The following is a 24,790-nucleotide window of genomic DNA, read 5'->3' as shown; positions in this document are numbered from 1 at the left end:
TGTGTCGCCGACGCCGTCTTGGCGTATTGATTCCGTCATCCATCATGTACAAGTGTCCACTTAATAAGTGGACACGATCATCTACGCTTAAGCCCTTAACTTCAAGATGACTTCACCGGATGCTTACAATGAACCAGGTCTGGTCCATGGACTTTATGCATGACCAACTGGCTGATGGTCGTAGTATCCGTTTATTCAATGTGATAGACGACTACAACCGTGAAGGCTTGGGCATCGAGGTCGACTTCTCGCTACCGACGGTACGTGTGATTCGTACTTTGGACAACATCATAGAATGGCGCGGAAAACCGATGGCGATACGGTGTGACAATGGTCCTGAATTCGTCAGCACACACTTGATAGCCTGGGCTGAACAACGCGGGATCAGGATTGAATATATCCAGCCTGGGCAGCCGCAGCAAAACGCCTACGTGGAACGCTACAACCGGACCGTGCGTTACGATTGGCTAGCCCATCATCTGTTCGATACTGTGGATGAAGTGCAGGATTTCGCCACACGTTGGCTTTGGACGTACAATTATGAACGGCCCAACATGGCCTTGGGAGGGTCTACTCCGAAACAAAAACTCGCCCTTGCGGCATAGTGCTACTTTTAACTACGGTTAAAAATGGGGGGATTACCATTCCTGCTGACAATCCCACCAAAGCAGGTCCTGGAATCCTTTACTTTGAAAAAGGTGTGGACCAAGATCATCCTGGCCACACTCAGTGCTTCTTTATAGTACGGATCGATAAGTCACGTATCGATTTTAGTATTGGTCGTGCACTAGACGCAGCAGCTCGGGCAACCAGCTAATAGTTTGGCGTGGCATCAGACTGGAATTCCAACGAATCGTAATGCCATCGGCTGTAAGATCATTATGCTCGAATTGGTTTCACGGACCTATCCAATGTCAAACCGCCATCCGCTGAAAGCGGCTGAAGGTAATTACGGATAGTGAAACTTAAAACTTGTTACCTTACTCATTATCACTAATATCAATTTATGCTTAAAGCAGAAGAGGCTCAACAAATCGTTCTTCGCCTTTGTAATCAAGGCAAAGAAACGAATGGAGAAAATGAATTTGTAATCCAGTCTTGTACGCTTTCACCCCGTAGGGATTATTGGGTTATTCGCTCAAATAGCGCTGACTATGTCATTCGTGGAATGGAGGAAAGGTGTTATGTCGGCGTAAGTGCAAACTTGGTTAATGCTCTTACTGGAGAAGTAGAAACCGTAAGTAACGCCCAGGGTTGGCAAAGCTACCTGGAGGATAAATACGACTTGATCAATGCCCAGGGAAATTTTTATATACTCCGTCCTGCTTTCGATAAAAGTGACAAAAGTGCTTTAATCAATCTTAGACAAAAACTGGAATGCCGGGCGCAAGATGTCATCTGCATGACATCACCCAACAGCAATTTTTGGCTGACAGGAAATTTGCGTAAATTGAATGATGCGAAAATATTGCTGGAAAAAGCCAATATCCAGGTGAATATTGAATTGCATACCGACTCACAGGATGCCATCGAAGTTGATGAAAGTGTGTGGTTCTTCGATGAAGTCAAAGCACTCCTGCGACGCCGTATAAGTGAAATGCAAAAAATAATTTAATGCACCGTGCTCTTGAGCACATTGATTTAAGCATTTAAGAAGACAGTCCGACTATCTCGCCACGTCGAAATAAAACCATGTTTGATTGAGCGCACAGATTAACCCTTACACATCTTCAATCTAAATAAAAAACCCACTCCCTGTACAGGAAGTGGGTTCTTGTTCACGCTCTAATTCACATTCTAAATAAATTCCCGGTTAAAACGGAATATCATCATCCATATCCGAGAAATTCGGTGCCGGGCGTGATGCAGGGGCCTGGCGTTGTTGTGGGGCTGCCTGTGGGCGTGGTGCTGGCGCACCTCCACCGCCACCACCACCGTAGCCACCACCATCATCCATACCTGCTCCGCCGCCCATGCCCTGGCGGCTGCCCAGCATTTGCATGCTGTCGGCCTTGATGTCGGTTGCGTATTTTTCTACGCCGTCTTTGTCGGTGTACTTGCGGGTGCGCAGGCTGCCTTCAACATAGACTTGCGAACCTTTCTTCAGGTATTGACCGGCGATTTCTGCCAGTTTGCCGAAGAAGGTGATGCGGTGCCATTCTGTCTGTTCTTTCTTTTCACCGCTGGATTTGTCTTTCCAGCTATCGGTGGTTGCCACGGTGATGCTGGTCATTGCATCGCCTGATGGCATGTAACGGGTTTCCGGGTCTCTCCCAAGGTTGCCGACGATAATGACCTTGTTCACTGATGCCATGTATTTCTCCTCATTTTTCCTGATACAAATTAATTTATGCCTTGACCGCAAGCACAGTTTTGCTGCGCTTGGGGATATTGGGCATATTGATAGCGATTATAAGCCACACGGCTGTAAGCACAGAACTAACAATGAAAACCGATGATGGATTGAAACTTTGTTTGAGCCATCCCCCCAGCAAACCGCCACAGAACAGGCCCAGGGCCTGCAAGGTGTTGTACACACCCAATGCTGCACCTTTGGCGGCTGGCGGGGCGATACGCGATACCAGGGATGGCTGGCATGCCTCCAGGATATTGAAGGCAATAAAAAATGCAAACAGTAAGCCTACCAGCATGGCTGGAGATTGCAAGTATTGCCACAGACCAAGCTCAACCAACAGCAAGAGCGCAATAGCGGCAACAAAGACCTGCTTCATCTTGCCAAATTTCTCTCCGATGAAAATTGCTGGCAACATGGCGATGAAAGAGGCAAACATCACGGGCAGATAGACTTTCCAGTGCGCAGCAACCGGCAGATCTGCATATTGCACCAGTGCCGCTGGCACGACAACGAACATGGCCATTTGTGTCAGGTGCAGGGCAAACACGCCGTAATTGAGGCGCATGAGTTCGGTATTCTTCAAGACCACGGACAGGGGCACGGGCTTGTGGCGTATGGCCGGTGCTTCTGGCGTGATGAACAAGACAACAGCGATACCCACCAGTGACAAGACGCCTGTCATGGCGAAAATGCCGCTCATGCCTATGCTCTGGTACAGCAAGGGGGCTGCCACCAATGAAAATGCAAAGGTCAGGCCTATGGAGCCACCGACCATGGCCATGGCCTTGGTGCGGTGTTCTTCTCTGGTTGTATCGGCAATCAGGGCGGTGATGGCAGCGGAGATCGCGCCTGCGCCCTGTATGCCACGACCTATGATGACGCCGACCACTGTGGTTGCAGACGCGGCAACAAAAGCGCCGATAGCGAACAGCAGCAGACCAATGACGATGATACGCTTGCGACCAAATTTGTCTGAAGCTATGCCAAACGGGATTTGCCCAAATGCCTGGCTCAGGCCATACATGCCCATGGCCAGGCCGACCAGGCTGGCATTGTCGCCATCAGGCAGGGTTTTGGCATGAATTGCAAATACCGGCAGGATGAGGAACAGACCCAGCATGCGCAGGGCAAAGATGGAAGCGAGAGAGGCGCTGGAGCTGATCTCCTCGCGGCTCATGCCGGCAGGCTCTTGCTCACTCAGTGGGGATGCGTCGGAAGATGTTGCAATAGTCATATTCAAAAAGCTCGTCTAATGTGTTTAGTTTGCGCAAAGCAAAGACGAGCCCGCGATAATTTTCAAAACCCGTTATAGTATCAGGTTGCACGCCTACTTCCTTCAAATTCGGCCCAAATTCAGCACAGAGATTATGACGACACGCACAAAAGCAGTAAAAGCGCCCAAACCGGCAGAAATCGACTTTGATGCCAGTGATGTTCAATTGGCACAAAAACGTGATTTGATACGCGTACGCGGCGCACGCACCCATAACCTGAAAAATATCAGTATCGATCTTCCACGCAATAAGCTGGTGGTGATCACCGGCTTGTCTGGCTCTGGCAAGTCTTCACTGGCTTTTGATACCCTGTATGCAGAGGGGCAAAGACGCTATGTAGAATCACTGTCGGCCTATGCGCGCCAGTTTTTGCAATTGATGGAAAAACCGGACGTGGACCTGATCGAGGGTTTGTCACCAGCTATCTCCATCGAGCAAAAAGCCACTTCGCATAATCCGCGCTCTACCGTTGGCACGGTCACCGAGATCCATGATTACCTGCGTCTGTTGTATGCGCGCGTGGGTACGCCGTATTGCCCGGACCACCCGGAAAACCCGCTGGCTGCGCAATCAGTATCACAGATGGTGGATGCCGTGCTGGCCATGCCTGACGATACCAAGCTGATGATACTTGCGCCTGTGGTTGCCAACCGCAAGGGTGAGCATATGGATTTGTTTGAGCAGATGCAGGCCCAGGGCTTTGTACGCTTTCGCGTGCAGAGTGGCACGCATGAAGCAAAAATCTATGAAGTCGATAATCTGCCGAAGCTGAAGAAAACTGAGAAACATACTATCGATGTAGTGGTTGATCGTGTCAAAGTTAAAGCAGATATAAAACAGCGTCTGGCAGAGTCATTTGAGACTTGCTTGCGTCTGGCCAATGGCCGCGCCCTGTTTGTGGATATGGACAGCAATCATGAACAATTATTCTCGAACAAATTTGCCTGTCCTATTTGCGGTTATTCACTGCAAGAGCTGGAACCTCGCCTGTTCTCTTTCAATAACCCCATGGGTGCCTGCCCTGAATGTGATGGGCTGGGGCATATAGAGTTCTTTGATCCTAAACGTATCGTCGCCTTCCCTAATTTGTCGCTGGCCAGTGGTGCAGTCAAGGGTTGGGACAGGCGTAATCAATTCTACTTCCAGATGCTGTCCAATCTGGCGGCTTACTATGAATTTGATATTGATACACCTTACGAGCAATTGCCAGAATCTGCACAGCAAATCATTTTGTATGGTTCAGGCAAACAACAGATACCGTTTACCTATATCAATGAAAAAGGCCGTACCGTCATCAAGGAACATAGCTTTGAAGGCGTGGTCACGAACCTGCAACGCCGTTATCGCGAAACTGATTCCATGGCCGTCAAGGAAGAACTGGCCAAGTTCATCAATGAAAAGCAATGCCCATCTTGCGATGGCGCACGCCTGCGCATAGAAGCGCGTTATGTCAAGGTCGGTACAGGCAAACAGGAGAAGGCGATTTACGATATCAGCGCCATGCCTTTGCGCGAGACCCTGCACTTCTTTGAACACCTGAAGCTGACTGGTTCCAAGCGCGATATCGCTGACCGCATCATCAAGGAAATCACGGCGCGCCTGACTTTCCTGAATAATGTCGGCCTCGATTATCTGTCGCTGGAACGCAGTGCCGATACCCTCTCTGGTGGCGAAGCCCAGCGCATACGCCTGGCATCGCAAATTGGTTCTGGCCTGACTGGTGTGATGTATGTACTGGATGAACCATCTATCGGCTTGCATCAGCGCGACAATGACAGGCTCATCGATACGCTCAAGCATTTGCGCGATATCGGCAATAGCGTGCTGGTAGTCGAGCATGATGAAGATGCCATACGCTGTGCCGACTTTGTGGTCGACATGGGGATAGGTGCGGGTGTGCATGGTGGTGAAATTATTGCCCAGGGTACGCTGGAAGATATCATGAGCAACAAGCGTTCACTGACTGCGCAATACCTGAGTGGCGCGCTGGAAATTGCTGTCCCCAAAAAGCGCACCAAGGCTGACCCGGCCAGGCAATTGCTGATTGCTGGTGCGCGTGGCAATAACCTGAAAAAAGTGTCAATGAAATTGCCGGTGGGCTTGCTGACTTGCGTGACCGGGGTTTCTGGTTCAGGCAAATCGACACTGGTGAATGACACGCTGTATCACGTCGCTGCGCGTCACTTGTATGGTTCACAAACTGAACCGGCGACATTTGACCATGTCAGTGGACTTGAGCATTTTGATAAAGTGATTTCTGTCGACCAGGCACCAATAGGTCGTACACCCCGTTCCAACCCGGCGACGTATACTGGCCTGTTCACACCGATACGTGATTTGTTCGCTACCGTGCCAACGGCAAAAGAACGTGGCTATAGCGCTGGCCGTTTTTCTTTCAACGTCAAGGGTGGCCGTTGTGAAGCCTGCCAGGGCGATGGCGTGATCAAGGTCGAGATGCATTTCTTGCCTGACGTGTATGTACCTTGCGATGTCTGCCACGGCAAGCGTTATAACCGCGAAACCCTGGAAGTGCATTACAAGGGCAAGAACATCAATGAAGTGCTGGGCATGACGGTAGAAGACGCATTTGAATTCTTCAAGGTCGTCCCTATCATTGCACGCAAATTGCAAACCTTGCTGGATGTGGGCCTGGGTTATATACGGCTGGGTCAGAGCGCGACTACCCTGTCGGGTGGTGAAGCGCAACGCGTCAAGCTGTCGCTGGAATTGTCCAAACGTGATACTGGCCGCACCCTGTACATCCTGGATGAACCGACCACAGGCTTGCACTTCCATGATATCGCCTTGCTGTTGAAGGTCATACACAGGTTGCGTGACCAGGGTAATACCGTCGTTATCATCGAGCATAATCTGGATGTCATCAAAACCGCTGACTGGCTGATTGACCTTGGCCCTGAAGGCGGCGCTGGCGGTGGCAAGATCATAGCGACCGGTACACCGGAAGAAGTGGCGGATAATCCTGAGAGTGTGACTGGCAAGTATTTGCTGCCACTGTTGAAGAAGTCAAAATAAGGTAATGCCTTGATGTGAGGCGCTGTTCCTGCAAAGGAAACAGCGCCTTTTTTATTGATGTTGCGTTGTGATGTTGCGTTGGGTGGTGTGCATTTTCATGAGCGTACTTTAGGCTTGGTTATAATAGCTTTCAATCCGCAGCACATCAGTTCTGCAATAACTACAAGATACCTGCTTAGCAATGACAATACGCCTGATCGTTGGCCTGGGTAACCCCGGCCCTGAATATGAACAAACCCGTCACAATGCCGGTTTCTGGCTGGTAGATCAATTGTCAGCCAGCCTGCAAAGGGACAAAAATTTCAATGCCCTGGTAGGCAAGACCCGCATTGCCAACCAGGAAGTGTGGTTGCTGGAGCCGCAAACCTTCATGAACCGTTCGGGGCAATCGGTAGGCGCGATCTGCCGTTTCTACAAGATCACGCCAGACCAGGTGCTGGTGGTGCATGATGAACTTGATATCATGCCCGGCATTGCCAAGCTCAAACTTGGTGGTTCATCTGGCGGGCATAATGGTCTCAAGGATATTACGGCAGCTTTGGGTACCCAGGATTACTGGCGTTTGCGCATAGGCATAGGTCACCCACGCAGTTTGAATTTGACGCAGGGTGTGGCGGACTTTGTCTTGCACAGGCCACGCAAGGAAGAACAGGGGCCAATAGACGAAGCCATCGCCAATAGCCTGGCTGTGCTACCCTTGCTGGTTGAAGGTAAATTCCCTGAAGCGATGATGCAGCTCCATACAACAAAATGAGTTCAGCAATACAAATCCATGCCGGTCGCAAAGCCTACACACACTTGCGTGAGCATGGCTTGCGCGCGCAGGATGTGGCCATCATCCCGGCGGCAGCGGGTGGCCCCAAGGGTTTGATATTGCAGGCTCTGGATCAATGGATATTTGGTGAATGGCTGCCAACTGCACCGCGTGAACGCACGCTGATCGGTGCATCAATTGGTGCCTGGCGCATGGCGGCGGCCAGCCATACTGACCCGGTGGCGGCTTTCCAGCGTCTGGGTGATTTGTATTGTGAACAGCGTTATCCTGAAAAACCTTCTGCCCACTATGTGACGCGCGAAATCCAGAATCTCTTGCATGACTTTATCGGCGGGCATGAGGCAGAAGTCGTCAACCAGCCCTTGCACAGGCTGCATTTGCTGGCAGTGCGTGGTCGCGGTTTGCTGACAGCACCGCAATCGGTGAGCAAGGCCAAGGCTGGTTTTGTGGCGGCGACATTTGCCAACCTGGCGTCGCGTTCACGCCTGGCAAGGCATATGGACCGAGTGATTGTTGGCGATACCCGTGACCCACTGTTCTGGCTGAAGGCGAAATTTGATGGTTTTGATACCCACTTTTGCCCGCTGAAAACGGACAACCTGGGCTGGTCGCTGCTGGCATCTGGCACGCTACCGCTGATCATGGAACCGGTCAGGAATATCCCGCATACGCCAGCAGGTACTTACTGGGATGGCGGCATCATTGATTACCACCTGGCCCTGCCCTACTCACGTGTGGCGGGCAGCAAGGATGGTGACCTGGTGCTCTACCCCCATTTTACAGATCACATCGTACCCGGCTGGCTGGACAAGCCCATGCCCTGGCGCAGGGCTGGCACAGGTGTCAATCGTCAATGGCTGGATAATGTGATCATGGTGTCACCATCTCCTTCTTTCCTGAAGACGCTGACACGCGGCAAGCTGCCGGACAGAAAAGATTTTTTTTACTACGGACTGAATCACGATTTCCGCATTCAGAACTGGAAGCTGGCGATCAGCGAAAGCGGGCGCATGCGCGACGACTTTGCGGCATTTGTTGAGAAACCAAATCTTGATCTGGTGCAGGCTTTGAATTTTTAAGCTGGTAGAGATAATTTTTGTTCGCGCTGCTCAGCCACATATTGTACAAGTTCAGGAAAGAATTCAAGAAAGCCTTTGCTCAATGCATCGTAATTGCTGAGCAAATCACCCAGGCCCGCACGCAACAAATCACCATTCTTTGACAGCCTTTGCGAAGTGCGTTCGACGGCAATCCTGACGCCGTCAAATTCATGATAAGAACCCAGCCAGTCCTGGCTCAGCATGCGCGGCAAGGCTGCCTGCAGATTATCAGGCAAGATTATTTTTGATTGTGCTTGCAGGGCGCTGTAAAAACGCTGTATCAATTCCTGACGTGGAGCCGGGCTGCATTGCGGCCAATGCTGGCTCAGTACATGGTCATAAAAGATATCCAGCAAAATGCCTGCATAACGGCGGTGCTGATCCTGGAATAATGCTTTGGCCTGCAAGACGATGGGATGGCTGTCGGTATAGCTATCGACTTGCCTGTGGATTTGTATATCAGCCTGGATTTCAGGATGATAGAGCGCAGTGTCCTTTAGTTTGACAAAGTCACCGAGCAAGGCTCCCAGCATGGCGCGATCGCTATGCTGGGCCAGGTAGATGTGGGCAAGGTAATTCATATTCGCTGCAAGTATAGCGGGCTTTATACTTGCCTGCAGCGACGCTCACATCCCCTTGACTTTGATCTACGGCTTTATTCTTCTGCCTGGATGTCATCTTTATCCAGCATTGCTTTATTTATTACTTTACTTGCAGGCACATGCCGCCCTTGCTGCTTCAATGCCTGCCTGAGCAAATACTCAACCTGGGCATTGGCACTGCGCAGTTCTTGCGCCGCCATGCGTTCGATCTCGTTCCACAACAGGGGATCGATACGCAGGGGGAAGGATTTTTTTCCTGGGCTGGCCATTAGCTGGCATTCAATCGTGGAGTGATATAACTGAGCAGGCGCTGCGGATCTTGCGTGCCCAGGCGCAGGGTCTTGCCATTGCGAAGTCCAAGACGGATTGCCTGTTTGCCTGTCGCGTTATACAACATGCCTTGTGTCGTTTTTTTAATGCCCAGTCCCTCAAGAAAAGCAGTATTTGTGCTTTCTGCAAACTGGATATCGGCCAGCGCCACTTTCCAGAGTGGCCATCCCAGCCAGCCAAAACTCCAGATCAGATGGCTGGCATCTATGCGTATGGTCAGGCAACCCAGCATCAGCAATACCAGAGCATTGATAATAGGAACACTCATCATGCCCCAGGATGCCAGAGGCAGGCCGGCGACAATCTGCATACCCATGGAAAACAAAGTCAACAGCGGCATGAATATCCACAAGAACCTGAACCACTGTTTTTCCACATAGACTGGATGTTCCATTTTCTTATCTCGCTACAAATTAATTGTATAAAGTACCGGTATTGATGACAGGCTGAGTCTCTTTATCTGAACACAGCACCACCAGCAAATTGCTGACCATGGCCGCTTTTCTTTCGTCATCGAGTTCGCATATCTTGCGCTCTGACAGTCCCTGCAAAGCAGCCTCAACCATGCTGACTGCACCATGCACGATTTTCTTGCGGGCGCTGATGATGGCCTCTGCCTGCTGGCGACGCAACATCACCTGGGCAATCTCTGCCGCATAGGCCAGGTGTGTGAGCTTGGCATCTTCTACATCAATACCGGCAGCTGTGAAGCGCTTGTGCAATTCGTCACGCATGGCACCGGCGACGACATCCATGCCTGCGCGCAATGTGGTCTCGCCTTCAGCAAGGTCTTCACCGTCATCATAGGCATACTGGGTTGCCAGATGACGTATCGCTGCTTCAGACTGGATATTCACAAACCGCTCAAAATCATCGACATTGTAAATCGCCAGTGCCGTGTCCTGCACGCGCCAGATGATGGCCGCACCTATTTCAACAGGATTGCCGCGCTTGTCATTCACCTTCAGCGGCGCAGTGTTCAATGTACGGGCACGCAGGCTGAGTTTGCGTTTGGAATAAAAAGGATTAACCCAGCGCAGGCCTTCGCTGCGGTCTGTACCCTTGTATTGGCCAAACAAGGACAGCAAGGCTGCTTCATTCGGTTGCAGCATGTACAGGCCAGTGAGGATGAAAATACCCAGCACCACCGCAGCCAGCCGCATCAACACACCAGCCAGGCTGGGCTGCCCTGCACCGACCAGGTCAATAAAACTATAGGCACCGCCTGCGACAAACAGCAGGCCGACAATGATCATGAAATAACCGTCCAGCGACGTAAGTGAACGTTCTTGTATTAATTTTTTACCAGTCGCCGACACTGAGGTAGTACTCATACTTTCTCCTGATAGATGGCACTTTGAAATCAAAGTGATATCACTTTAGTGCGCAGGTATGAAATTGTCAAGAACGGATTGAAATGAACCTGGCAACATGAAACCTGCGCACAATGCAAAAAAGGCTATTCATTACGAATGGCCTTTCCAGCTTGGTAAAAATTACAGTAACAGTCTCAGTATTGAAGCTCAGGACAAAGGAAACAAGTTCTTCACACGGTTACCGGCAAGTTGCTTGCTCGCCGCCAGCACTGACAGGCAAGTCCTGGGCTTGCAAGTGACTTTTGCAGGCTCTGTTGCAGGCTTTACAACCGCCTCACTCTCAGCGCGATGCTCTTCAACCGGCTTGCTGCGGGTACCGGCAAAATACATCAACACGCCCAGCATGGTCGCCGAGATCAATACCCAGAACATGACATCACTATGAAAATGCGCCAGCAGGTAACCGCAAATAACAGGATTAAGGGCCGCGCCAAACATCGCCAGACTCTGTGCCCCATAGTAACTGCCGCGCTTGTCGGCAGGGGCGATCATGTCGATGAACATGTATTCACAGGGAATGACGATGACCTCGCCCACGGTAAAGACCAGGGTTGCAAGCACCCAGCTCATGGCACTGCCAGCATGCATAAAACCCAACAAACCCAGGGCATACAAAGTAGCACCCAGACTAACCCATCGGAACAGGTATTTTTGCTGCATCAGCTTACCTACCGGATATTGCAGAGCCACCACAGTCACCGCATTGGTAATGAGGATAAATGGCAGCAATTGCGCGGTCGCCTGTGTGCCCTGGCTGACCATCAGGTATTGCGACAGATAACCCGAGACAAAACGGCCAAACACAAAGGACGTGAGCACACTACCCATGGAAAACAGGATGAGGCGGCGGTCACTTCTCAGCACGCGCATGGTCGCCCTGAAACCGGCAGGGCTGGACTTGCTTGCTTCCCCTGACTTGAGTGCAGCAGCAGGCTTGCCAAGCACTTGCGAAGCCAGGAGCGAGAAAACTGCAGCCATCCATAAAGGGCCAGAAACCTTGATGGCAAACAGCCAGGCACCCAGTACCGGCCCCAGGGCAAACGCCACATTGATCAGGGTGTAGTTCAGGGAAAATGCCTTTGGTCTTTGATCAGGCGGCAACAGTTCAGCCAGTGTGGCTTTCAGGGAAATACCACGCAAGGTCAGTGCTGACTCTATGCACATCAGGGCAAACAGCGCTGTCCATGCATTCGGCACTATCGTCAGCGCGGCCGTGCTGACAGCAACGACGATGCCCGCCAGCTTCATCAACAAATTCTTGCTGAGCCGGTCTGCCAGATAACCGGCATACAGGCTGAAGAGGGTAGAAGAAAAAATACTACCACCCAGGACCCAGCCTATGGTTTGCTGGTTAATACCGAGGTGTTCATAGAGGTACAACGCCATAAAAGGCAGGGCAACTGCACGCCCCATGACAAACACAAAAGAACTGAATAAAAGCCGTATCACGGCGGCGGGAAAGCGGGTCATCATCTTCCTTTTCTGTGCATACCAAAGCAAGCGGGTGCTGATGTTTGACAGTATGGTAAAAAAAGCAGAAAGGAAAAATGGATATAATAATAAAAAATTTTTCCCCTTTTATCCGCTTGGCGAAGGCTTAAACTATCTGGCATGAAACTGCTTGATCAATACCGCAAACTGCATGCATTTTTGCAGCATCATGAACAACAGCCCGGCCTTCCAGCGCTGGCACTGGCAATGCATTGCAGTGAACGCAATATGCGCAACCTGTTGGCGAAAATGCAGCAGCGCGGCTGGCTGGACTGGCAGGCAGGGCGTGGGCGCGGCAATCACTCGCAATTGCAGCTTTTGCAAACCCCGGATAACCTGGCGCTTGATCATTTGTCGCAATACCTGGCACGTGGTGATCTGGAGCAGGCTTTTGCCAGTCTCGACGATCACCAGCGACAGCAACTTGCAAGCCGCCTGCCGGATTATCTGGGCATGCCTGACAGTGCCTGCCGCAGCTTGCGCATGCCCCTGTTCCGCAGCGTAGAAAGCCTGGACCCTTTAAAAGTCTATGGCCGTCTCGAAGCACATCTGGTACGGCAGATTTTTTCGCGCCTGACGACTTTTGACCATGAGCAAAATGCCTTGCGGCCGGACATCGCCCATCACTGGGAAAGCGAAAAAAATGGCAGCATCTGGCATTTCTGGCTGCGGCCAGGATTGAGTTTTCATGATGGTGCTGAACTGGGTACAGAAGATGTCAAAGCCAGCTTCTTGCGCCTGCGTGACGAGTCAGCGATTTATCAACGGCTATACCGTCACCTGCAATATGTAGAAACTGGCCCCAGTCAGCGCGTGAGTTTTTATCTCGAACATCCTGACCAGTTGTGGCCAAATTGCCTGGCCACGGCCAACTCTTCCATCGTGCCGCGCCAGCGTGCACCTGACTTTGCGCGCTTCCCGGTTGGCAGTGGTGCATTTCGCGTGATACGCAACAATACCTACCAACTGACCTTGCAGGCCTTCAAGGATTATTACCGTGAACGCCCTTTGCTGGATGAAATAGATTTGTGGATGTTGCCACCACCATCCGGGCCATCGGGATTTGATTTGCAGTTTGGTTATGCAAACCAGGATTGTTCAAAAAAGCAAACCATCGCTGGCGCAGAATCCGGTTGCACTTACATCATCTGTAATTCTTCGCGCAGCTTTTTTAAAACTGCTGAACAAAGGCTGGCGCTGGCAGACTGGCTGGCACCTGAAACCCTGTTTGATCCGGAAGAACGTAGCAGGAAACCGGCCTCAGGCTTGCTGGCAATCTGGAAGCACCGCGTCGCCAAAAAAACGAAATGCTGCAATTTCAAGGTCGGTTGCAAACTGCGCATGGTCAGTGGCCAGACGCCTGAAATGCTGAGTCTGGCGCAAGCGGTAAAGCAAAGGCTGGAAGCAGGTGGTATGACCGTCAACTGGACCAGCCTGCCCTATGACCAACTGCTGGCACGCGAGTGGATGAAAGACGCTGATATCGTCGTGACCCGCGAAGTCATGCATGATGACCAGGATTTTGGTTGCTATGAATGGTTTGTTGCCGACAGCGTATTCCGCCGCTGGATGCCTGCCAGTGCTCTGAAGCCGCTGGATGCTGACTTGATGAAAATCAAGGAACTGGCAGACAGCAAACGCCGCATGCTGGCCTATGCACGCATAGGAAGGCGGCTCGTCAAAGAAGGCTGGATGATCCCCATCTCGCATGAAAACCAGCAAGTCAGCATTGCCCCGCATGTAGCGGGGGTCAGGATGACGCCGTTTGGTTTTGTGTCTTTCAATGAACTGTGGTTGCGGCACTAAACAAGTTAAGCAGGCTAAGCAGGTTTTGATAGTGCCTGTAGTGACTATCATGCTTATAGTGCATATGAAAATCCGGCCATAGCGGGGTAATTGCTTCTACGGTAAGATGCTGATCCAGCTATCCTTTGTTTGTACAGCATGAAAACCCGCATCCGCACTGAAGCCGCCGCCCTCTGGACCATTGCCTGGCCTGTCCTGATAGGACAATTGGCCACCGTAGGCATGAGTGTGGCTGACGTCGCCATGACCGGCCACCTGAGTGCAAACGACCTTGCTGCGGTGTCACTGGGTGCAAACGTTTGGGTAATTATCCTGGTCAGCGTGATGGGCATCATGATGGCGGTGAATACCGTGATCGCCCATGAGGTCGGTGCAGAAAACCATGAGCGTGTGCCGCACATGGTGCGCCAGGCTTTGTGGCTGGGCCTGGGTGTGGGCCTGGTTGGTTTTGTGCTGTTGAATATCGCCACGCTGGTTTTTAATTACCTGCAACTGGACCCGTCCATCAATGCGAAGGCTTCGCAGTTCGTGCATGTCATCAGCCTGGGCATGCCTGCCTTTGCCATGTACCGCGCCCTGTATGGTTACACCACCAGCCTGAACCAGACCAAGCCTGTGATGGTGATTGCACTCGGTGGTTTGGCTTTTAATATCATCATCAACTGGCTGTTTATTTACGGCCATTTGGGTTTCCCCAAGCTGGGTTCTACCGGCTGCGCCATGGCTACCGGTATGGGCCTGTGGCTGATGCTGGGTGCAATGCTATTCTGGATGCGTCGGGCCGAAGCCTACAAAGAGACTTTCCCTTTCAGCCATTATGAATCTCCAAACTGGACAGAGATACGCTCTACCCTGCGCCTGGGCCTGCCTATAGGTGTTACCTATTTTGCAGAAGTGTCGGCGTTTGGCGCTGTCGGTTTGCTGATTGCCCGCTTTGGCGTGGTACCAGTTTCGGCCAACCAGATCGCCCTGAATTTTTCATCACTGGTGTTCATGGTGCCCCTGAGTCTTGGCATTGCTCTGACCACACGGGTCGGGCAAACCCTGGGGGAAGGCGACCCGGAGCGGGCGCGCTTTATCTCTTGGACTGGCTATGCGCTATCGACCAGCTTTGCCGTCATATCGGCATTGGGCATCATGATCTTCCGCGATCTGGTGGCGGCAGCCTATACCTCAGACCCGGCGGTGCAGGCCATGGCATCCGAGTTGCTGCTGTATGCGGCGATCTTCCAGTTGTCTGATGCTGCACAAGTCACGGCATCCTGCGCCATACGCGGCTACAAAGTCACGCGCACGCCGATGCTGATACACCTGATGGCCTTTTATGGCTTTGCCCTGCCTATAGGCTGCGTGCTGGGGTTGGCACCGGCCTGGTTGCCATGGCATCCTGAACAACCTATGGCGGCACGCGGTTTCTGGATAGGCTTGGTACTCGGCCTGACGATCGCTGGCTTCATGCTGACTGGCTTGCTGCATAAACTTAGTGAACGCAGGATACGGCAGGCAGCTGGCTTGCCTGGCGCAGTAGCCTGACATCAGTTTTCTTGAAAAAGTTATAAAAATCATAAAAACGAGGGTCAAGCTATCAATTTGACTACTAAAGACCCGCTATTAACCGGATAACTGCTGTATTTATCAGCAAGATTTCTGGCAATTCAGGCCAGAAACGGTCTGAGGGGCAGGCTTTCCGGTAAAATAGCGGGTTAATCAAATCCAACTGGCAAAACATCATGAGTCTCAAATGCGGCATCGTCGGCCTGCCTAACGTCGGCAAATCCACCCTGTTCAATGCGCTGACCAAAGCAGGTATACCGGCAGAAAATTATCCTTTCTGTACTATCGAGCCTAACGTCGGTGTTGTTGAGGTACCTGATCCACGTCTGAAGCAATTGTCTGACATCGTCAAGCCTGAGCGCATCCAGAACGCCATCGTTGAATTTGTCGATATCGCTGGCCTGGTGGCCGGTGCCTCCAAAGGTGAAGGTCTGGGCAATCAGTTCCTCGCGCACATCCGCGAAACTGACGCCATCGTCAACGTCGTGCGCTGCTTTGAAGATGACAATGTGATCCACGTGGCAGGCAAAGTCAGCCCGCTCGACGATATTGAGGTGATCCAGACTGAGCTGGCCCTGGCCGACATGGGCACGGTAGAAAAAGCCATCCACCGCGAAAACAAGAAAGCCCGCTCTGGCGATAAAGATGCATTGAAACTGGTCACCGTGCTGGAACGCATCATGCCAGCGCTGAACGATGCCAAACCAGTGCGCGCCCTGGGTCTGGATGCAGAAGAAATGCTGCTGATCAAGCCACTGTGCCTGATCACGGCCAAACCGGCGATGTATGTTGCCAACGTCTCTGACAGCGGCTTTACCAACAACCCGTTGCTGGACCAGTTGACTGCCTACGCAGCATCCCAGAATGCCCCTATCGTCGCCATCTGCGCTTCGATAGAATCTGAAATCGCTGACCTCGACGATGCCGACAAGGCAGACTTCCTGGCCGACATGGGCATGGAAGAACCAGGCCTCGACCGCCTGATACGCGCTGCATTCAAACTGCTGGGCCTGCAAACCTATTTCACCGCCGGCGTCAAGGAAGTACGCGCCTGGACCATCCACGTAGGTGACACCGCCCCGCAAGCAGCTGGCGTCATCCATACCGACTTTGAACGCGGCTTCATCCGCGCCCAGACGATTGCATTTGATGATTACATCAACTTCAAGGGCGAATCCGGTGCCAAGGAAGCAGGCAAGATGCGCGCCGAGGGCAAGGAATACGTGGTCAAGGATGGCGATGTGCTGAACTTCTTGTTCAACGTATGAAGAAATCTGACCAACATCAGAAACCCCACAAAAAGCCGCGACATTCGCGGCTTTTTTGCTTCCTTTATTGCCCTTGTGTCCGAGATATAATATTTTAAGCGCTTCACTTTCCAGCAGCGTGCATTAACTCGCCGAGAAAATTTGTCTGATAAATATCCATGCATTGCCACTTATGAAAGCCAGACATGAATCTTGATGTACGCACCATCATGCTGATGTGGAGTGGTATTAACCTGCTGGGTGCGGGTATGATGGCGCTCATCAGTTTTCATGCAGACAATGTCCGGGGCGCACGTCAGTGGGCGCTGGGACATTGCTGTATGAGTATAGGTATTTTTACCAGCACCCAGATGTCCCCCGAATGGCCTTCGTTGATTATTGCCAGCGTCCCTTTCATCGCGGGTTGTGGTTTTGGTCTTCTCTTTAACGGAATTGAAGCATTCAAGGGAAAACGCTGCCATTACTGGGTTCCAGCATGGGTAGGCGGACAAATGATGCTACAAAGCCTGTGGCTGGGTATCGTGCATGACAATGTCCGCATGGTAGTCACCGCCAACTCTCTGCTGGTCAGTGCCATATTCGCTGCCTGTGCGCTGAGTCTGATCGTCAAAGCCACGCAGCCATTAAAAACCGCTTACAACCTCGCCGCAGCGTCCTTTTCATTTATTGCCTTAGTGAGTTTTCTCAGGGCTTTGAATATCCTGCTTAAACCGGCTGAAGAGATTTCCTTGTTTGCACAGGGTAATGTCAATCCGGTGCTCATTGTGCTCGGTGGCTTGTCGCAACTATCCATCTCGCTGGCACTAGTTCTACTAATCACTTTCCGCCTGGTCAGTGATTTACGCGAGCAAGCCTCGCATGACAGCCTGACAGGACTGTTGAACCGTCGTAGTTTCGAAGATGAGTCAAAGCGCTTGCTGGCGCGTGCCACCCGGACTGGTGAGACTTTGTCTGTCATCATGATTGATGTTGATTACTTCAAGCGTATCAATGATGTACATGGTCACCAGGCGGGTGATGAAGTATTGCGCCGCCTGGCAGCGCTGTTGCAGTCTATGGTTCGCAGTGAAGATTGCCTGGCCCGTTATGGCGGGGAAGAGTTTTGTGTTTTACTCACTGGTACTGGCGAACAAGGCGCCGCGCAATTGGCTGAGCGTGTGCGTTCGCTGTATGCTGAATTACAGATAAGCTGGAAAAACGAGGCACTGCAAAGCACTCTGAGTGCTGGCATTGCCGATTCTTTAGGTATTGGCATGGATTTGGCTGCACTGGTAGAGGCCGCAGACCAGGCATTATACCGGGCAAAAAATGCTGGTCGTAACTACATAGCCTTGTATTCGACAGGCAGTTAAATACCCTTGTTTAAGGCATGAGTTCGCTGGTTGTTTGAACGGAGAGACAGATTATCCCGGGCATGAAATTCAAGTTGAATGTGCTGCAACTGAATGCGGGCGAAATCCTGATGAGTCGCTTGTGGCAATCCCGGTATATTGCCGGATTAATGAATTTAATTGATATCAGACTATCGATCTGGCGCTAAGTCAGGCGCAAACAATTGACAATAGGTCGCGAGTAAAAAAACAATTTTATGTGCTGTCGCGTTCGACGATGGAAAAACCTATATCCCTGACCTTGTCTGTTACAGGAATACCATTGACGCGGTCAATGATGAAGCGTGCCGCCAAATTGCCTATAGTCGTACCGTCTATGCGTACACTGGTCAGTGGTGGATCAAGGTCTTTTGAAAATTCCTGGTCACCCAGGCCGATCACTGCCAGTTGTTCAGGTATGGCAATGCCCATCGCGTGGGCTTCTATGATGACACCCAGGGCCATCATGTCCGAACTGCAAAAAATCGCATCGATAGCGGGATCATTCTCCAGCAGGCTACGCAGGCCACTGCGCCCGCTCCCCAAGGTAGTCGGGGCTTTAACGATGCATGTAGCAACTTCAGTCGCACCTACCCGCCCCATCCCCATCCCCAAAGCCGCATCAGAAAACGCCTTGTTGCGACGCGCTGCGCGTTCATCATTGGCACTGATGGTGGCCACGCGCTGACGCCCGCGGCTATGCAGATATTTCGCCACTGCCTCACCAATTTTTTCGTGTGAAAAACCAACCAGCATATCTATTGGAGTAGGTGTCAAATCCCAGGTCTCCACTACCGGGATACCGCTGGCATGCAAACGTTTACGGCCCAATTCCGAACGCATGATGCCGGTCAGGATGACACCATCTGGACGACGTCCTATGATGACCTCAAGCAAAACATCTTCCCTTGAATTTTCATATCCTGCCTGGCCCAGCATCAATTGATAGCCTTCGTCTGCCAGTGATTTGGTGAGCGACTGCACCATCTCCAAAAATACTGAGCCGGTTATGGTCGGCACAACAGCCGCAACGAGTCGGCTTTTTTTTGACGCCAGGCCACCTGCCAGCAAATTGGGAACATAGCCAGTACGCTCAACCGCCTCACGTACACGTACCAGAACTGCTGGAGATACAGCATCAGGGGTATTCAAAGCCCGTGAAGCAGTAATCGGCGCAACATTGGCAAGTTTTGCCACATCGCGCAAAGTAAAGCCACCGCTGGAGCGACGACTACGGCGCACTGTGTCAGCCGGAAGCAGGTCCGTTACAAGCTATTCCGTTGCAGTATCAAGTTTGGCTGTCGTGGTTTTGGATTGCTAGTTTTTCATTCATAAATTATAGCATTGCACATTCAGTCAACCATATGCCAACTGCGACGCCCTTGTTGTCGTTGTTACTGAATTTGCCCGGTTTAAATCAAAAAACCCGAATGCAATGCAATCCGGGTTTTGTCATACAAGGCTAGAAATTCTGAATTTATCCAACTGCGCGTTGGCGCCCAGCCATATGTGAACTGTAGACATCGCCTTTGCTTAAGAGCGTACCTGCTTCAACTGCAACTATCCAACTGTCAGTACTGGCAACCGCAGCAAAATTGGAATGGAAGACGACACTGAAGGCACGGTGGATTTCTTCTGCACTGGCATAACCGGCAGCATTTTCATAAGGCAGTGAACCTGTTGCATCACTCAGGGTTTCGACCTGATAACCAAGATGCGCTGCTTCCAAGATGGTGCTGGCATTGCAGTTGTGTGTCATGTAGCCGACTACACTCAGGGTATTGATCTCATTCTTTTTCAGCCAGGCAGCGGCATCGGTGCCTGTAAAAACACTGGCCATGTTTTTTTCTATGCGATGGTCGGCGTGACGGCTGGCAACCACTTCATGCAACTCCCAGGTTGTGGACCCACGCGCAAAAATCGGCGAGGTTTCCGGCTCAGAATGCTGCACTACCAATACAGGAATACCGGCAGCTTTGGCCACATCCATGGCCCTGCCTATGTTTTGCAGAGATATTTGTGGGTCAGGGTAGCTGATTTGCATATTGCCGGTGAAATACTCGTTTTGTACGTCAATAACGATCAGGGCACGTTTTACAGTGGCGTTGGTTACAGTGGTCATGACATTATCCTTTGATGGCTATGGTATTAAGTTTGGTATTAAGTTTGGTTTTAACAAACAGCAGCGCTGTTCATGGACTGTATTCTCAGTCATGACGCTTTTTAATATAAGTGACCCGATTGCCAATATTCGATACAATCAGGCCATGCAGATATCCAAATCCATGAATACGATCAATACCGTGAATATCGCCGTGCTGGCCTTTGATGGCATCAGCCCTTTCCATCTTTCCGTCCCCTGCATGGTGTTTGGCGAACATCATGGCGGGATGGCGATGCCGATATTTGATCTCAAAGTCTGCCTGGATCAGCCTGCCAGAGCACAGCGTGAAGTGCGTACCAATGCCGGTTTCAGCATACGTGTACGGCATGGCTTGTCTACCCTGATCAAGGCAGATATGGTGATCGTGCCTTCCTGGCATGATGACCTGCGCCCGGCTCCCCCTGCGTTGTTGAAAGCCTTACGCCAGGCTCACCAGCGTGGTGCGCGCATCATAGGTCTATGCCTGGGTGCTTTTGTGTTGGCTGAAGCCGGCTTGCTGGATCAGCGCTGCGCTACCACCCACTGGGCATTGTGCAAATCTTTCTCGGAACGCTATCCACAAATCAGCCTTGATCCGAATGTCCTGTATGTGGATCATGGTGATGTGATTACCTCGGCAGGTACTGCTGCCGGTATCGATTGTTGCCTGCATATCTTGCGCACAGAATACGGAGCCGACGTAGCAGCCCATGTCGCCCGGCGTCTGGTAGTTGCACCACACAGGCAGGGTGGACAGGCCCAGTACATTGAGCAACCTGTACCAGCACTAGCAGCCGATGACCGTTTATCCAAAGTACTGGAATGGATGCTGGCCCATCTGGCCGAGCCGCAGCAACTCGATCAGCTGGCGCAAAGAGCGCTGATGAGCAGGCGTAGCTTTACCCGCCACTTCCAACAGCAAACCGGCACGACCGTGGGTAAATGGTTATTGAATCAGCGTCTGGCACAGGCCCAGCGCCAGCTGGAAACCAGCAATCGTGCGATTGATGATATTGCTGCCGATACCGGTTTTGGTACGGGATTATTACTACGCCGTTACTTTGCCCGCGAATTCAGCATCTCGCCCTCTGCCTATAGGCGTGCTTTTCAGGGAAATGCATGATTGCTGCGCGTCATCAGTGATTGAACTGGCATGGAATATGCCTGAAACATCAGCATGAATAGAGCTTAGCCATTAAAATAGCTGACATACTTTCCGGCCTACTAATTGCATCAAGATCATGCCCAGCATATTGTCACTTAGCATTTACCCCATCAAGTCCTGCGCCAGTATCACACTGGAAGCGGCCACGCTGACTGAAACCGGCCTCAGTTTTGAAGGTATACATGACCGCGAATGGATGCTGGTGAACCAGCAAGGGGAATTTCTGACGCAAAGGGAATTCCCCAAGATGGCCTTGATACGGCCAGAAATCCGTAGTGACGGGCTTTACATCCATGCGCCCGGTATGCCTGTGCTGTCACTGAACCCGCAAGAAGATACCAGCACGACTTCAGTCACGATCTGGGAAGAAAATTTCCCCGCCCTCGATTGCGGACAGGCCATGGCAGACTGGTTCAGCAAGGCGCTCGATACGCCCTGCCGGCTGGTGCGCAGCACACCACAGACGCAACGTTATGCGAGTCAGAAATGGACGGGCGACAAACTTGTCGCTACCCGCTTCTCTGATGGCTATCCCATCTTGCTGACGGCATCTGCTTCTCTGGATGACCTCAATCAGAAACTGGAAAAACAGGGGCGCAACGCCCTACCCATGGATCGCTTCCGCCCGAATATCGTGCTGGATGGCATAGAAGCTTTTGAAGAAGACTATGCAGAGAATTTTGAGATCGGCAGCCTGATACAACTGCGCCCGGTCAAGCCTTGTCCGCGCTGCCCCATGCCATCAATAGACCAGAGTACAGGTGAGTTTGGTCCTGACCCGCTGGATGTCTTGCAGACTTACCGCACCAATCCCCTGGTCGATGGCGGCATCACCTTTGGTATGAACGTCATTGTCGAACAGGGCGTAGGGCAATTGCTGCGTGTCGGTGATGCTATCAATATGAATATCGCATTCTAATTACAGACCAATATGGAAAGCATGATGCCAGCGCATACCGATACAGAGCTAGATGAAACACCATCTGCGCTGCTGGAATTGCAGCATGAAAATCAGGCGCTGCGCGCACGGCTGGATAGTTTGCTTGAGCTTGCTCACCGCAATCAAAGCATCATGGCGCGGCACCAGAGTTTTGATTTGAAGATTATTGGCGCCAACAGTTTTCGCGAACTGATCACAAATATTTTCAGCGCACTGGCAATCACCTCAGAACTCGATGTGGTGTCTCTAGTCTTGTTCGATAAAATGGGCGACTTGCAGCAAATGCTGTGCGACCTGAAGATAGACTTGAATGAATTCCCGCACCTGGTTTTTTTGCGGCATGAGGTAGAACTGAGCCAGCCAGAAACTGCATTGCGCAAACCCCAATTGGGCTTGTACCAGAGCCTCGCTTATTCAAGCTACTTCAGCAGCTTCAATAAAAAACCGGCGAGTATCGCCATCATCCCCATGCGCAGGCAAGGCCGCCTGATCGGCTGCCTGAACCTCGGCAGTTTCAAGGCAGACCGTTTCCAGCCGAACATGGCGACTGATTTCATCGAGCGCCTGGGCTCCATCATTGCGATCTGCCTCGAAAACGTCATCAACAATGAGCGCCTGACGTATATAGGCCTGACCGACCCCTTGACGAATGTCAGCAACCGCCGTTATGTCGAACAACGCATGCTGGAAGAAATTGCCCGTGCGCGCCGGCAAAGATACAGCATCGCCTGCATGTATCTGGATATCGATTTTTTCAAACAGATCAATGACCGCTACGGACATCAGGGCGGTGATGATGTGTTGAAGGAGGTTGCAAAAAGAATCAAGAATGAATTGCGTCTCAGCGATACGCTGGGCCGCTTTGGCGGCGAAGAATTTGTTGTGGTGCTGGTCAACACCAATCTGCATGACGCGATACAGGTGGCAGAACGCATACGCAAAAGCATTGCGGACCAGGATTTTATCTTGAGTGAAGCGGGCACTTGCCAGGCTACGATATCCATAGGCCTGACTACCATCGATGAAAATACCAATTACGACAATGCCACCAGCATTGCGCGTGATCTGGTGCTGCGTGCCGACCGGGCTTTATATCAAGCCAAGAATGGTGGCCGTAACCAGGTTCGCTGCTTTTAAAGTACGTGATCTGCTGCAAAAAGACCGTCCATACCTCGCAGGTGCGCCGTGCGTACCGTTTTGACTGACAGCGGTGCGCGCTGTGCACCCTGTAAATTTGCGCAGATTAATTTGCTCAGACTGTCCACGTTCGATACCGTACAGAGTTATGCGCTGATACGGTTTATTGTTACCTCGTTATCAAACCCCATAAATGACGAGAAATAACGAGGCCAGCATGACTACTCAAAACGACCCATTGGTAAAAATCCGCGACATGACCAAAGATGTCAAATTTGGCATGCTCACTACCGTAGATGAAAACAATCACCTGAGCAGCCGTCCGCTGACCAGTCAGCAAGTGGATGATGCCGGCAATATGTGGTTCTTTATTTCTGATGAAGCAAACTACCTCAATGCAGTGCGCCAGCATCCTGAAGTCAATGTGAGTTTTGCTGATGTCGATGACAGCCTGTATGTCTCCATCTCAGGTCGTGCAGAAGTCTTGCGTGACCGTCAGAAAGCAGAAGAGTTGTGGAATGTCATGGCCAAGCCATGGTTCCCTGAAGGTGTGGATGACCCACATCTGATGTTATTGAAAGTGCAGATACATGCGGCAGAATATTGGGATAGTGGCTCAAGCAAGATGACGCAATTGTTTGCGATGGCCAAGGCAGCCATTACTGGCGAGCAGCCGAAAAACATAGGCGAGCATGGGAGTTTGCGTCCGTAAGCTTGCCATAGCATGCTTCAATAGGTAGTACAACGCAGAGCAGCATAAGCGATTGATGAATCGCTTATGCTAGCTGCGGCTTTTGTTTTTCCTGCAGCAGTTCGTATTTGGTCTGCAACTGCTCAGGCGTTTCGCGCCATTCAGGATTAAAAGGAATGCAACTGACCGGGCAAACCTGCTGACATTGCGGCTCAGTATAATGGCCTACGCATTCGGTACATTTATGCGGGTCAATCTCATAAATTTCCGGCCCCATGTAAATGGCGTCATTAGGGCATTCGGGTTCGCAGACATCACAATTGATGCAATCGTCTGTAATCATCAGGGCCATGTTGTCACTTCACTTTCATGTACTACT

Annotated in this window: 23 protein-coding genes and 1 pseudogene; 14 read left to right on the top strand and 10 right to left on the bottom strand. The window is 51.4% G+C overall.

Features of this window, described 5'->3' with window-relative positions; all coding sequences use genetic code 11:
* Positions 1 to 131 precede the first annotated feature (131 nt).
* The 3 genes and pseudogenes from ACO0LN_RS19930 to ACO0LN_RS19920 all read left to right on the top strand — a co-directional run.
* Positions 132 to 605, top strand: a pseudogene (locus tag ACO0LN_RS19930) (integrase core domain-containing protein); the annotation flags it as partial.
* Positions 605 to 817 (top strand): DUF3223 domain-containing protein, encoded by a 213-nt coding sequence (locus ACO0LN_RS19925; protein WP_422976744.1) that lies wholly within the window; start codon positions 605 to 607, stop codon positions 815 to 817. The pseudogene ACO0LN_RS19930 and the gene ACO0LN_RS19925, both read left to right, overlap by 1 nt.
* A gap of 189 nt (positions 818 to 1,006) precedes the next feature.
* Positions 1,007 to 1,615, top strand: coding sequence for a hypothetical protein (locus ACO0LN_RS19920; protein WP_422976742.1), 609 nt, complete (start codon positions 1,007 to 1,009; stop codon positions 1,613 to 1,615).
* Positions 1,616 to 1,813: 198 nt separating this feature from the next.
* Here the strand turns inward: ACO0LN_RS19920 and ssb are convergent, their stop codons facing one another.
* Positions 1,814 to 2,314, bottom strand: coding sequence for a single-stranded DNA-binding protein (gene ssb / locus ACO0LN_RS19915; protein WP_422950282.1), 501 nt, complete (start codon positions 2,312 to 2,314; stop codon positions 1,814 to 1,816).
* 34 nt (positions 2,315 to 2,348) lie between these two features.
* The gene (locus ACO0LN_RS19910) at positions 2,349 to 3,533 is read right to left on the bottom strand and encodes an MFS transporter (protein WP_422976750.1); all 1,185 of its coding nucleotides are present in this window, start codon (positions 3,531 to 3,533) and stop codon (positions 2,349 to 2,351) included.
* A 190-nt stretch (positions 3,534 to 3,723) separates the two neighbouring features.
* Here ACO0LN_RS19910 and uvrA point away from each other — a divergent pair, with 190 nt between their 5' ends.
* The 3 genes from uvrA (at position 3,724) to ACO0LN_RS19895 (ending at position 8,517) form a co-directional block, all read left to right on the top strand.
* Positions 3,724 to 6,663: an excinuclease ABC subunit UvrA gene (uvrA, locus tag ACO0LN_RS19905; protein ID WP_422976740.1), complete on the top strand. Its 2,940-nt coding sequence runs from the start codon at positions 3,724 to 3,726 to the stop codon at positions 6,661 to 6,663.
* Positions 6,664 to 6,844: 181 nt separating this feature from the next.
* Complete coding sequence (gene pth, locus ACO0LN_RS19900; protein ID WP_422976738.1) at positions 6,845 to 7,417, top strand: aminoacyl-tRNA hydrolase; 573 nt, start codon at positions 6,845 to 6,847, stop codon at positions 7,415 to 7,417.
* Positions 7,414 to 8,517, top strand: a complete 1,104-nt coding sequence (locus tag ACO0LN_RS19895; RefSeq protein ID WP_422976736.1) for a patatin-like phospholipase family protein — start codon at positions 7,414 to 7,416, stop codon at positions 8,515 to 8,517. Before pth ends, ACO0LN_RS19895 begins: the two co-directional genes overlap by 4 nt.
* Here the strand turns inward: ACO0LN_RS19895 and ACO0LN_RS19890 are convergent.
* From ACO0LN_RS19890 to ACO0LN_RS19870, 5 genes are all read right to left on the bottom strand, one after another.
* Positions 8,514 to 9,119: an ACP phosphodiesterase gene (locus tag ACO0LN_RS19890; protein ID WP_422976734.1), complete on the bottom strand. Its 606-nt coding sequence runs from the start codon at positions 9,117 to 9,119 to the stop codon at positions 8,514 to 8,516. The genes ACO0LN_RS19895 and ACO0LN_RS19890 overlap by 4 nt on opposite strands.
* A 74-nt stretch (positions 9,120 to 9,193) precedes the next feature.
* Entirely contained in the window at positions 9,194 to 9,409 is a 216-nt protein-coding gene (locus tag ACO0LN_RS19885; RefSeq protein ID WP_422976732.1) for a hypothetical protein, read from the bottom strand.
* A complete protein-coding gene (locus ACO0LN_RS19880; protein WP_422976730.1) occupies positions 9,409 to 9,864 on the bottom strand; it encodes a hypothetical protein in 456 nt (151 codons plus the stop codon). Before ACO0LN_RS19880 ends, ACO0LN_RS19885 begins: the two co-directional genes overlap by 1 nt.
* Positions 9,865 to 9,883: 19 nt before the next feature.
* Positions 9,884 to 10,804, bottom strand: coding sequence for an SPFH domain-containing protein (locus tag ACO0LN_RS19875; RefSeq protein ID WP_232063103.1), 921 nt, complete (start codon positions 10,802 to 10,804; stop codon positions 9,884 to 9,886).
* Positions 10,805 to 10,993: 189 nt separating this feature from the next.
* Entirely contained in the window at positions 10,994 to 12,316 is a 1,323-nt protein-coding gene (locus tag ACO0LN_RS19870) for an MFS transporter (RefSeq protein WP_422976727.1), read from the bottom strand.
* 141 nt (positions 12,317 to 12,457) lie between these two features.
* On the opposite strand from ACO0LN_RS19870, the gene ACO0LN_RS19865 reads away from it, so the two are divergent.
* The 4 genes from ACO0LN_RS19865 to ACO0LN_RS19850 all read left to right on the top strand — a co-directional run bounded on the left by ACO0LN_RS19865 (position 12,458) and on the right by ACO0LN_RS19850 (position 18,317).
* A complete protein-coding gene (locus tag ACO0LN_RS19865) occupies positions 12,458 to 14,143 on the top strand; it encodes an SgrR family transcriptional regulator (RefSeq protein ID WP_422976725.1) in 1,686 nt (561 codons plus the stop codon).
* 138 nt (positions 14,144 to 14,281) lie between these two features.
* Positions 14,282 to 15,676, top strand: coding sequence for an MATE family efflux transporter (locus ACO0LN_RS19860; RefSeq protein ID WP_422976723.1), 1,395 nt, complete (start codon positions 14,282 to 14,284; stop codon positions 15,674 to 15,676).
* A 197-nt stretch (positions 15,677 to 15,873) separates the two neighbouring features.
* The gene (gene ychF / locus ACO0LN_RS19855) at positions 15,874 to 16,965 is read left to right on the top strand and encodes a redox-regulated ATPase YchF (RefSeq protein ID WP_422976721.1); all 1,092 of its coding nucleotides are present in this window, start codon (positions 15,874 to 15,876) and stop codon (positions 16,963 to 16,965) included.
* 185 nt (positions 16,966 to 17,150) lie between these two features.
* Positions 17,151 to 18,317 (top strand): GGDEF domain-containing protein, encoded by a 1,167-nt coding sequence (locus ACO0LN_RS19850; protein WP_422976719.1) that lies wholly within the window; start codon positions 17,151 to 17,153, stop codon positions 18,315 to 18,317.
* A gap of 234 nt (positions 18,318 to 18,551) precedes the next feature.
* Here the strand turns inward: ACO0LN_RS19850 and ACO0LN_RS19845 are convergent, their stop codons facing one another.
* The gene (locus ACO0LN_RS19845; protein ID WP_422976717.1) at positions 18,552 to 19,577 is read right to left on the bottom strand and encodes a LacI family DNA-binding transcriptional regulator; all 1,026 of its coding nucleotides are present in this window, start codon (positions 19,575 to 19,577) and stop codon (positions 18,552 to 18,554) included.
* A gap of 235 nt (positions 19,578 to 19,812) precedes the next feature.
* The gene (locus ACO0LN_RS19840; RefSeq protein ID WP_422976715.1) at positions 19,813 to 20,457 is read right to left on the bottom strand and encodes a cysteine hydrolase family protein; all 645 of its coding nucleotides are present in this window, start codon (positions 20,455 to 20,457) and stop codon (positions 19,813 to 19,815) included.
* Between the two features lie 145 nt (positions 20,458 to 20,602).
* On the opposite strand from ACO0LN_RS19840, the gene ACO0LN_RS19835 reads away from it, so the two are divergent.
* The 4 genes from ACO0LN_RS19835 to ACO0LN_RS19820 all read left to right on the top strand — a co-directional run bounded on the left by ACO0LN_RS19835 (position 20,603) and on the right by ACO0LN_RS19820 (position 24,432).
* Entirely contained in the window at positions 20,603 to 21,601 is a 999-nt protein-coding gene (locus ACO0LN_RS19835; RefSeq protein WP_422976713.1) for a GlxA family transcriptional regulator, read from the top strand.
* 118 nt (positions 21,602 to 21,719) lie between these two features.
* Positions 21,720 to 22,562, top strand: a complete 843-nt coding sequence (locus tag ACO0LN_RS19830; RefSeq protein WP_422976711.1) for an MOSC domain-containing protein — start codon at positions 21,720 to 21,722, stop codon at positions 22,560 to 22,562.
* A 24-nt stretch (positions 22,563 to 22,586) separates the two neighbouring features.
* Positions 22,587 to 23,720 carry a DUF484 family protein gene (locus tag ACO0LN_RS19825; RefSeq protein WP_422976709.1) on the top strand — a complete coding sequence of 378 codons (1,134 nt, stop codon included), beginning with the start codon at positions 22,587 to 22,589 and terminating at the stop codon, positions 23,718 to 23,720.
* 217 nt (positions 23,721 to 23,937) lie between these two features.
* Positions 23,938 to 24,432 carry a pyridoxamine 5'-phosphate oxidase family protein gene (locus tag ACO0LN_RS19820; RefSeq protein ID WP_422976707.1) on the top strand — a complete coding sequence of 165 codons (495 nt, stop codon included), beginning with the start codon at positions 23,938 to 23,940 and terminating at the stop codon, positions 24,430 to 24,432.
* Between the two features lie 64 nt (positions 24,433 to 24,496).
* Here the strand turns inward: ACO0LN_RS19820 and ACO0LN_RS19815 are convergent, their stop codons facing one another.
* Positions 24,497 to 24,763, bottom strand: coding sequence for a YfhL family 4Fe-4S dicluster ferredoxin (locus ACO0LN_RS19815; RefSeq protein ID WP_422976705.1), 267 nt, complete (start codon positions 24,761 to 24,763; stop codon positions 24,497 to 24,499).
* Positions 24,764 to 24,790: the final 27 nt, after the last annotated feature.

The sequence above is a fragment of the Undibacterium sp. TC9W genome, assembly GCF_049339865.1.
In the GTDB taxonomy this organism is placed as follows: domain Bacteria; phylum Pseudomonadota; class Gammaproteobacteria; order Burkholderiales; family Burkholderiaceae_D; genus Undibacterium.
This window is presented reverse-complemented; position numbering and strand designations above follow the sequence as displayed.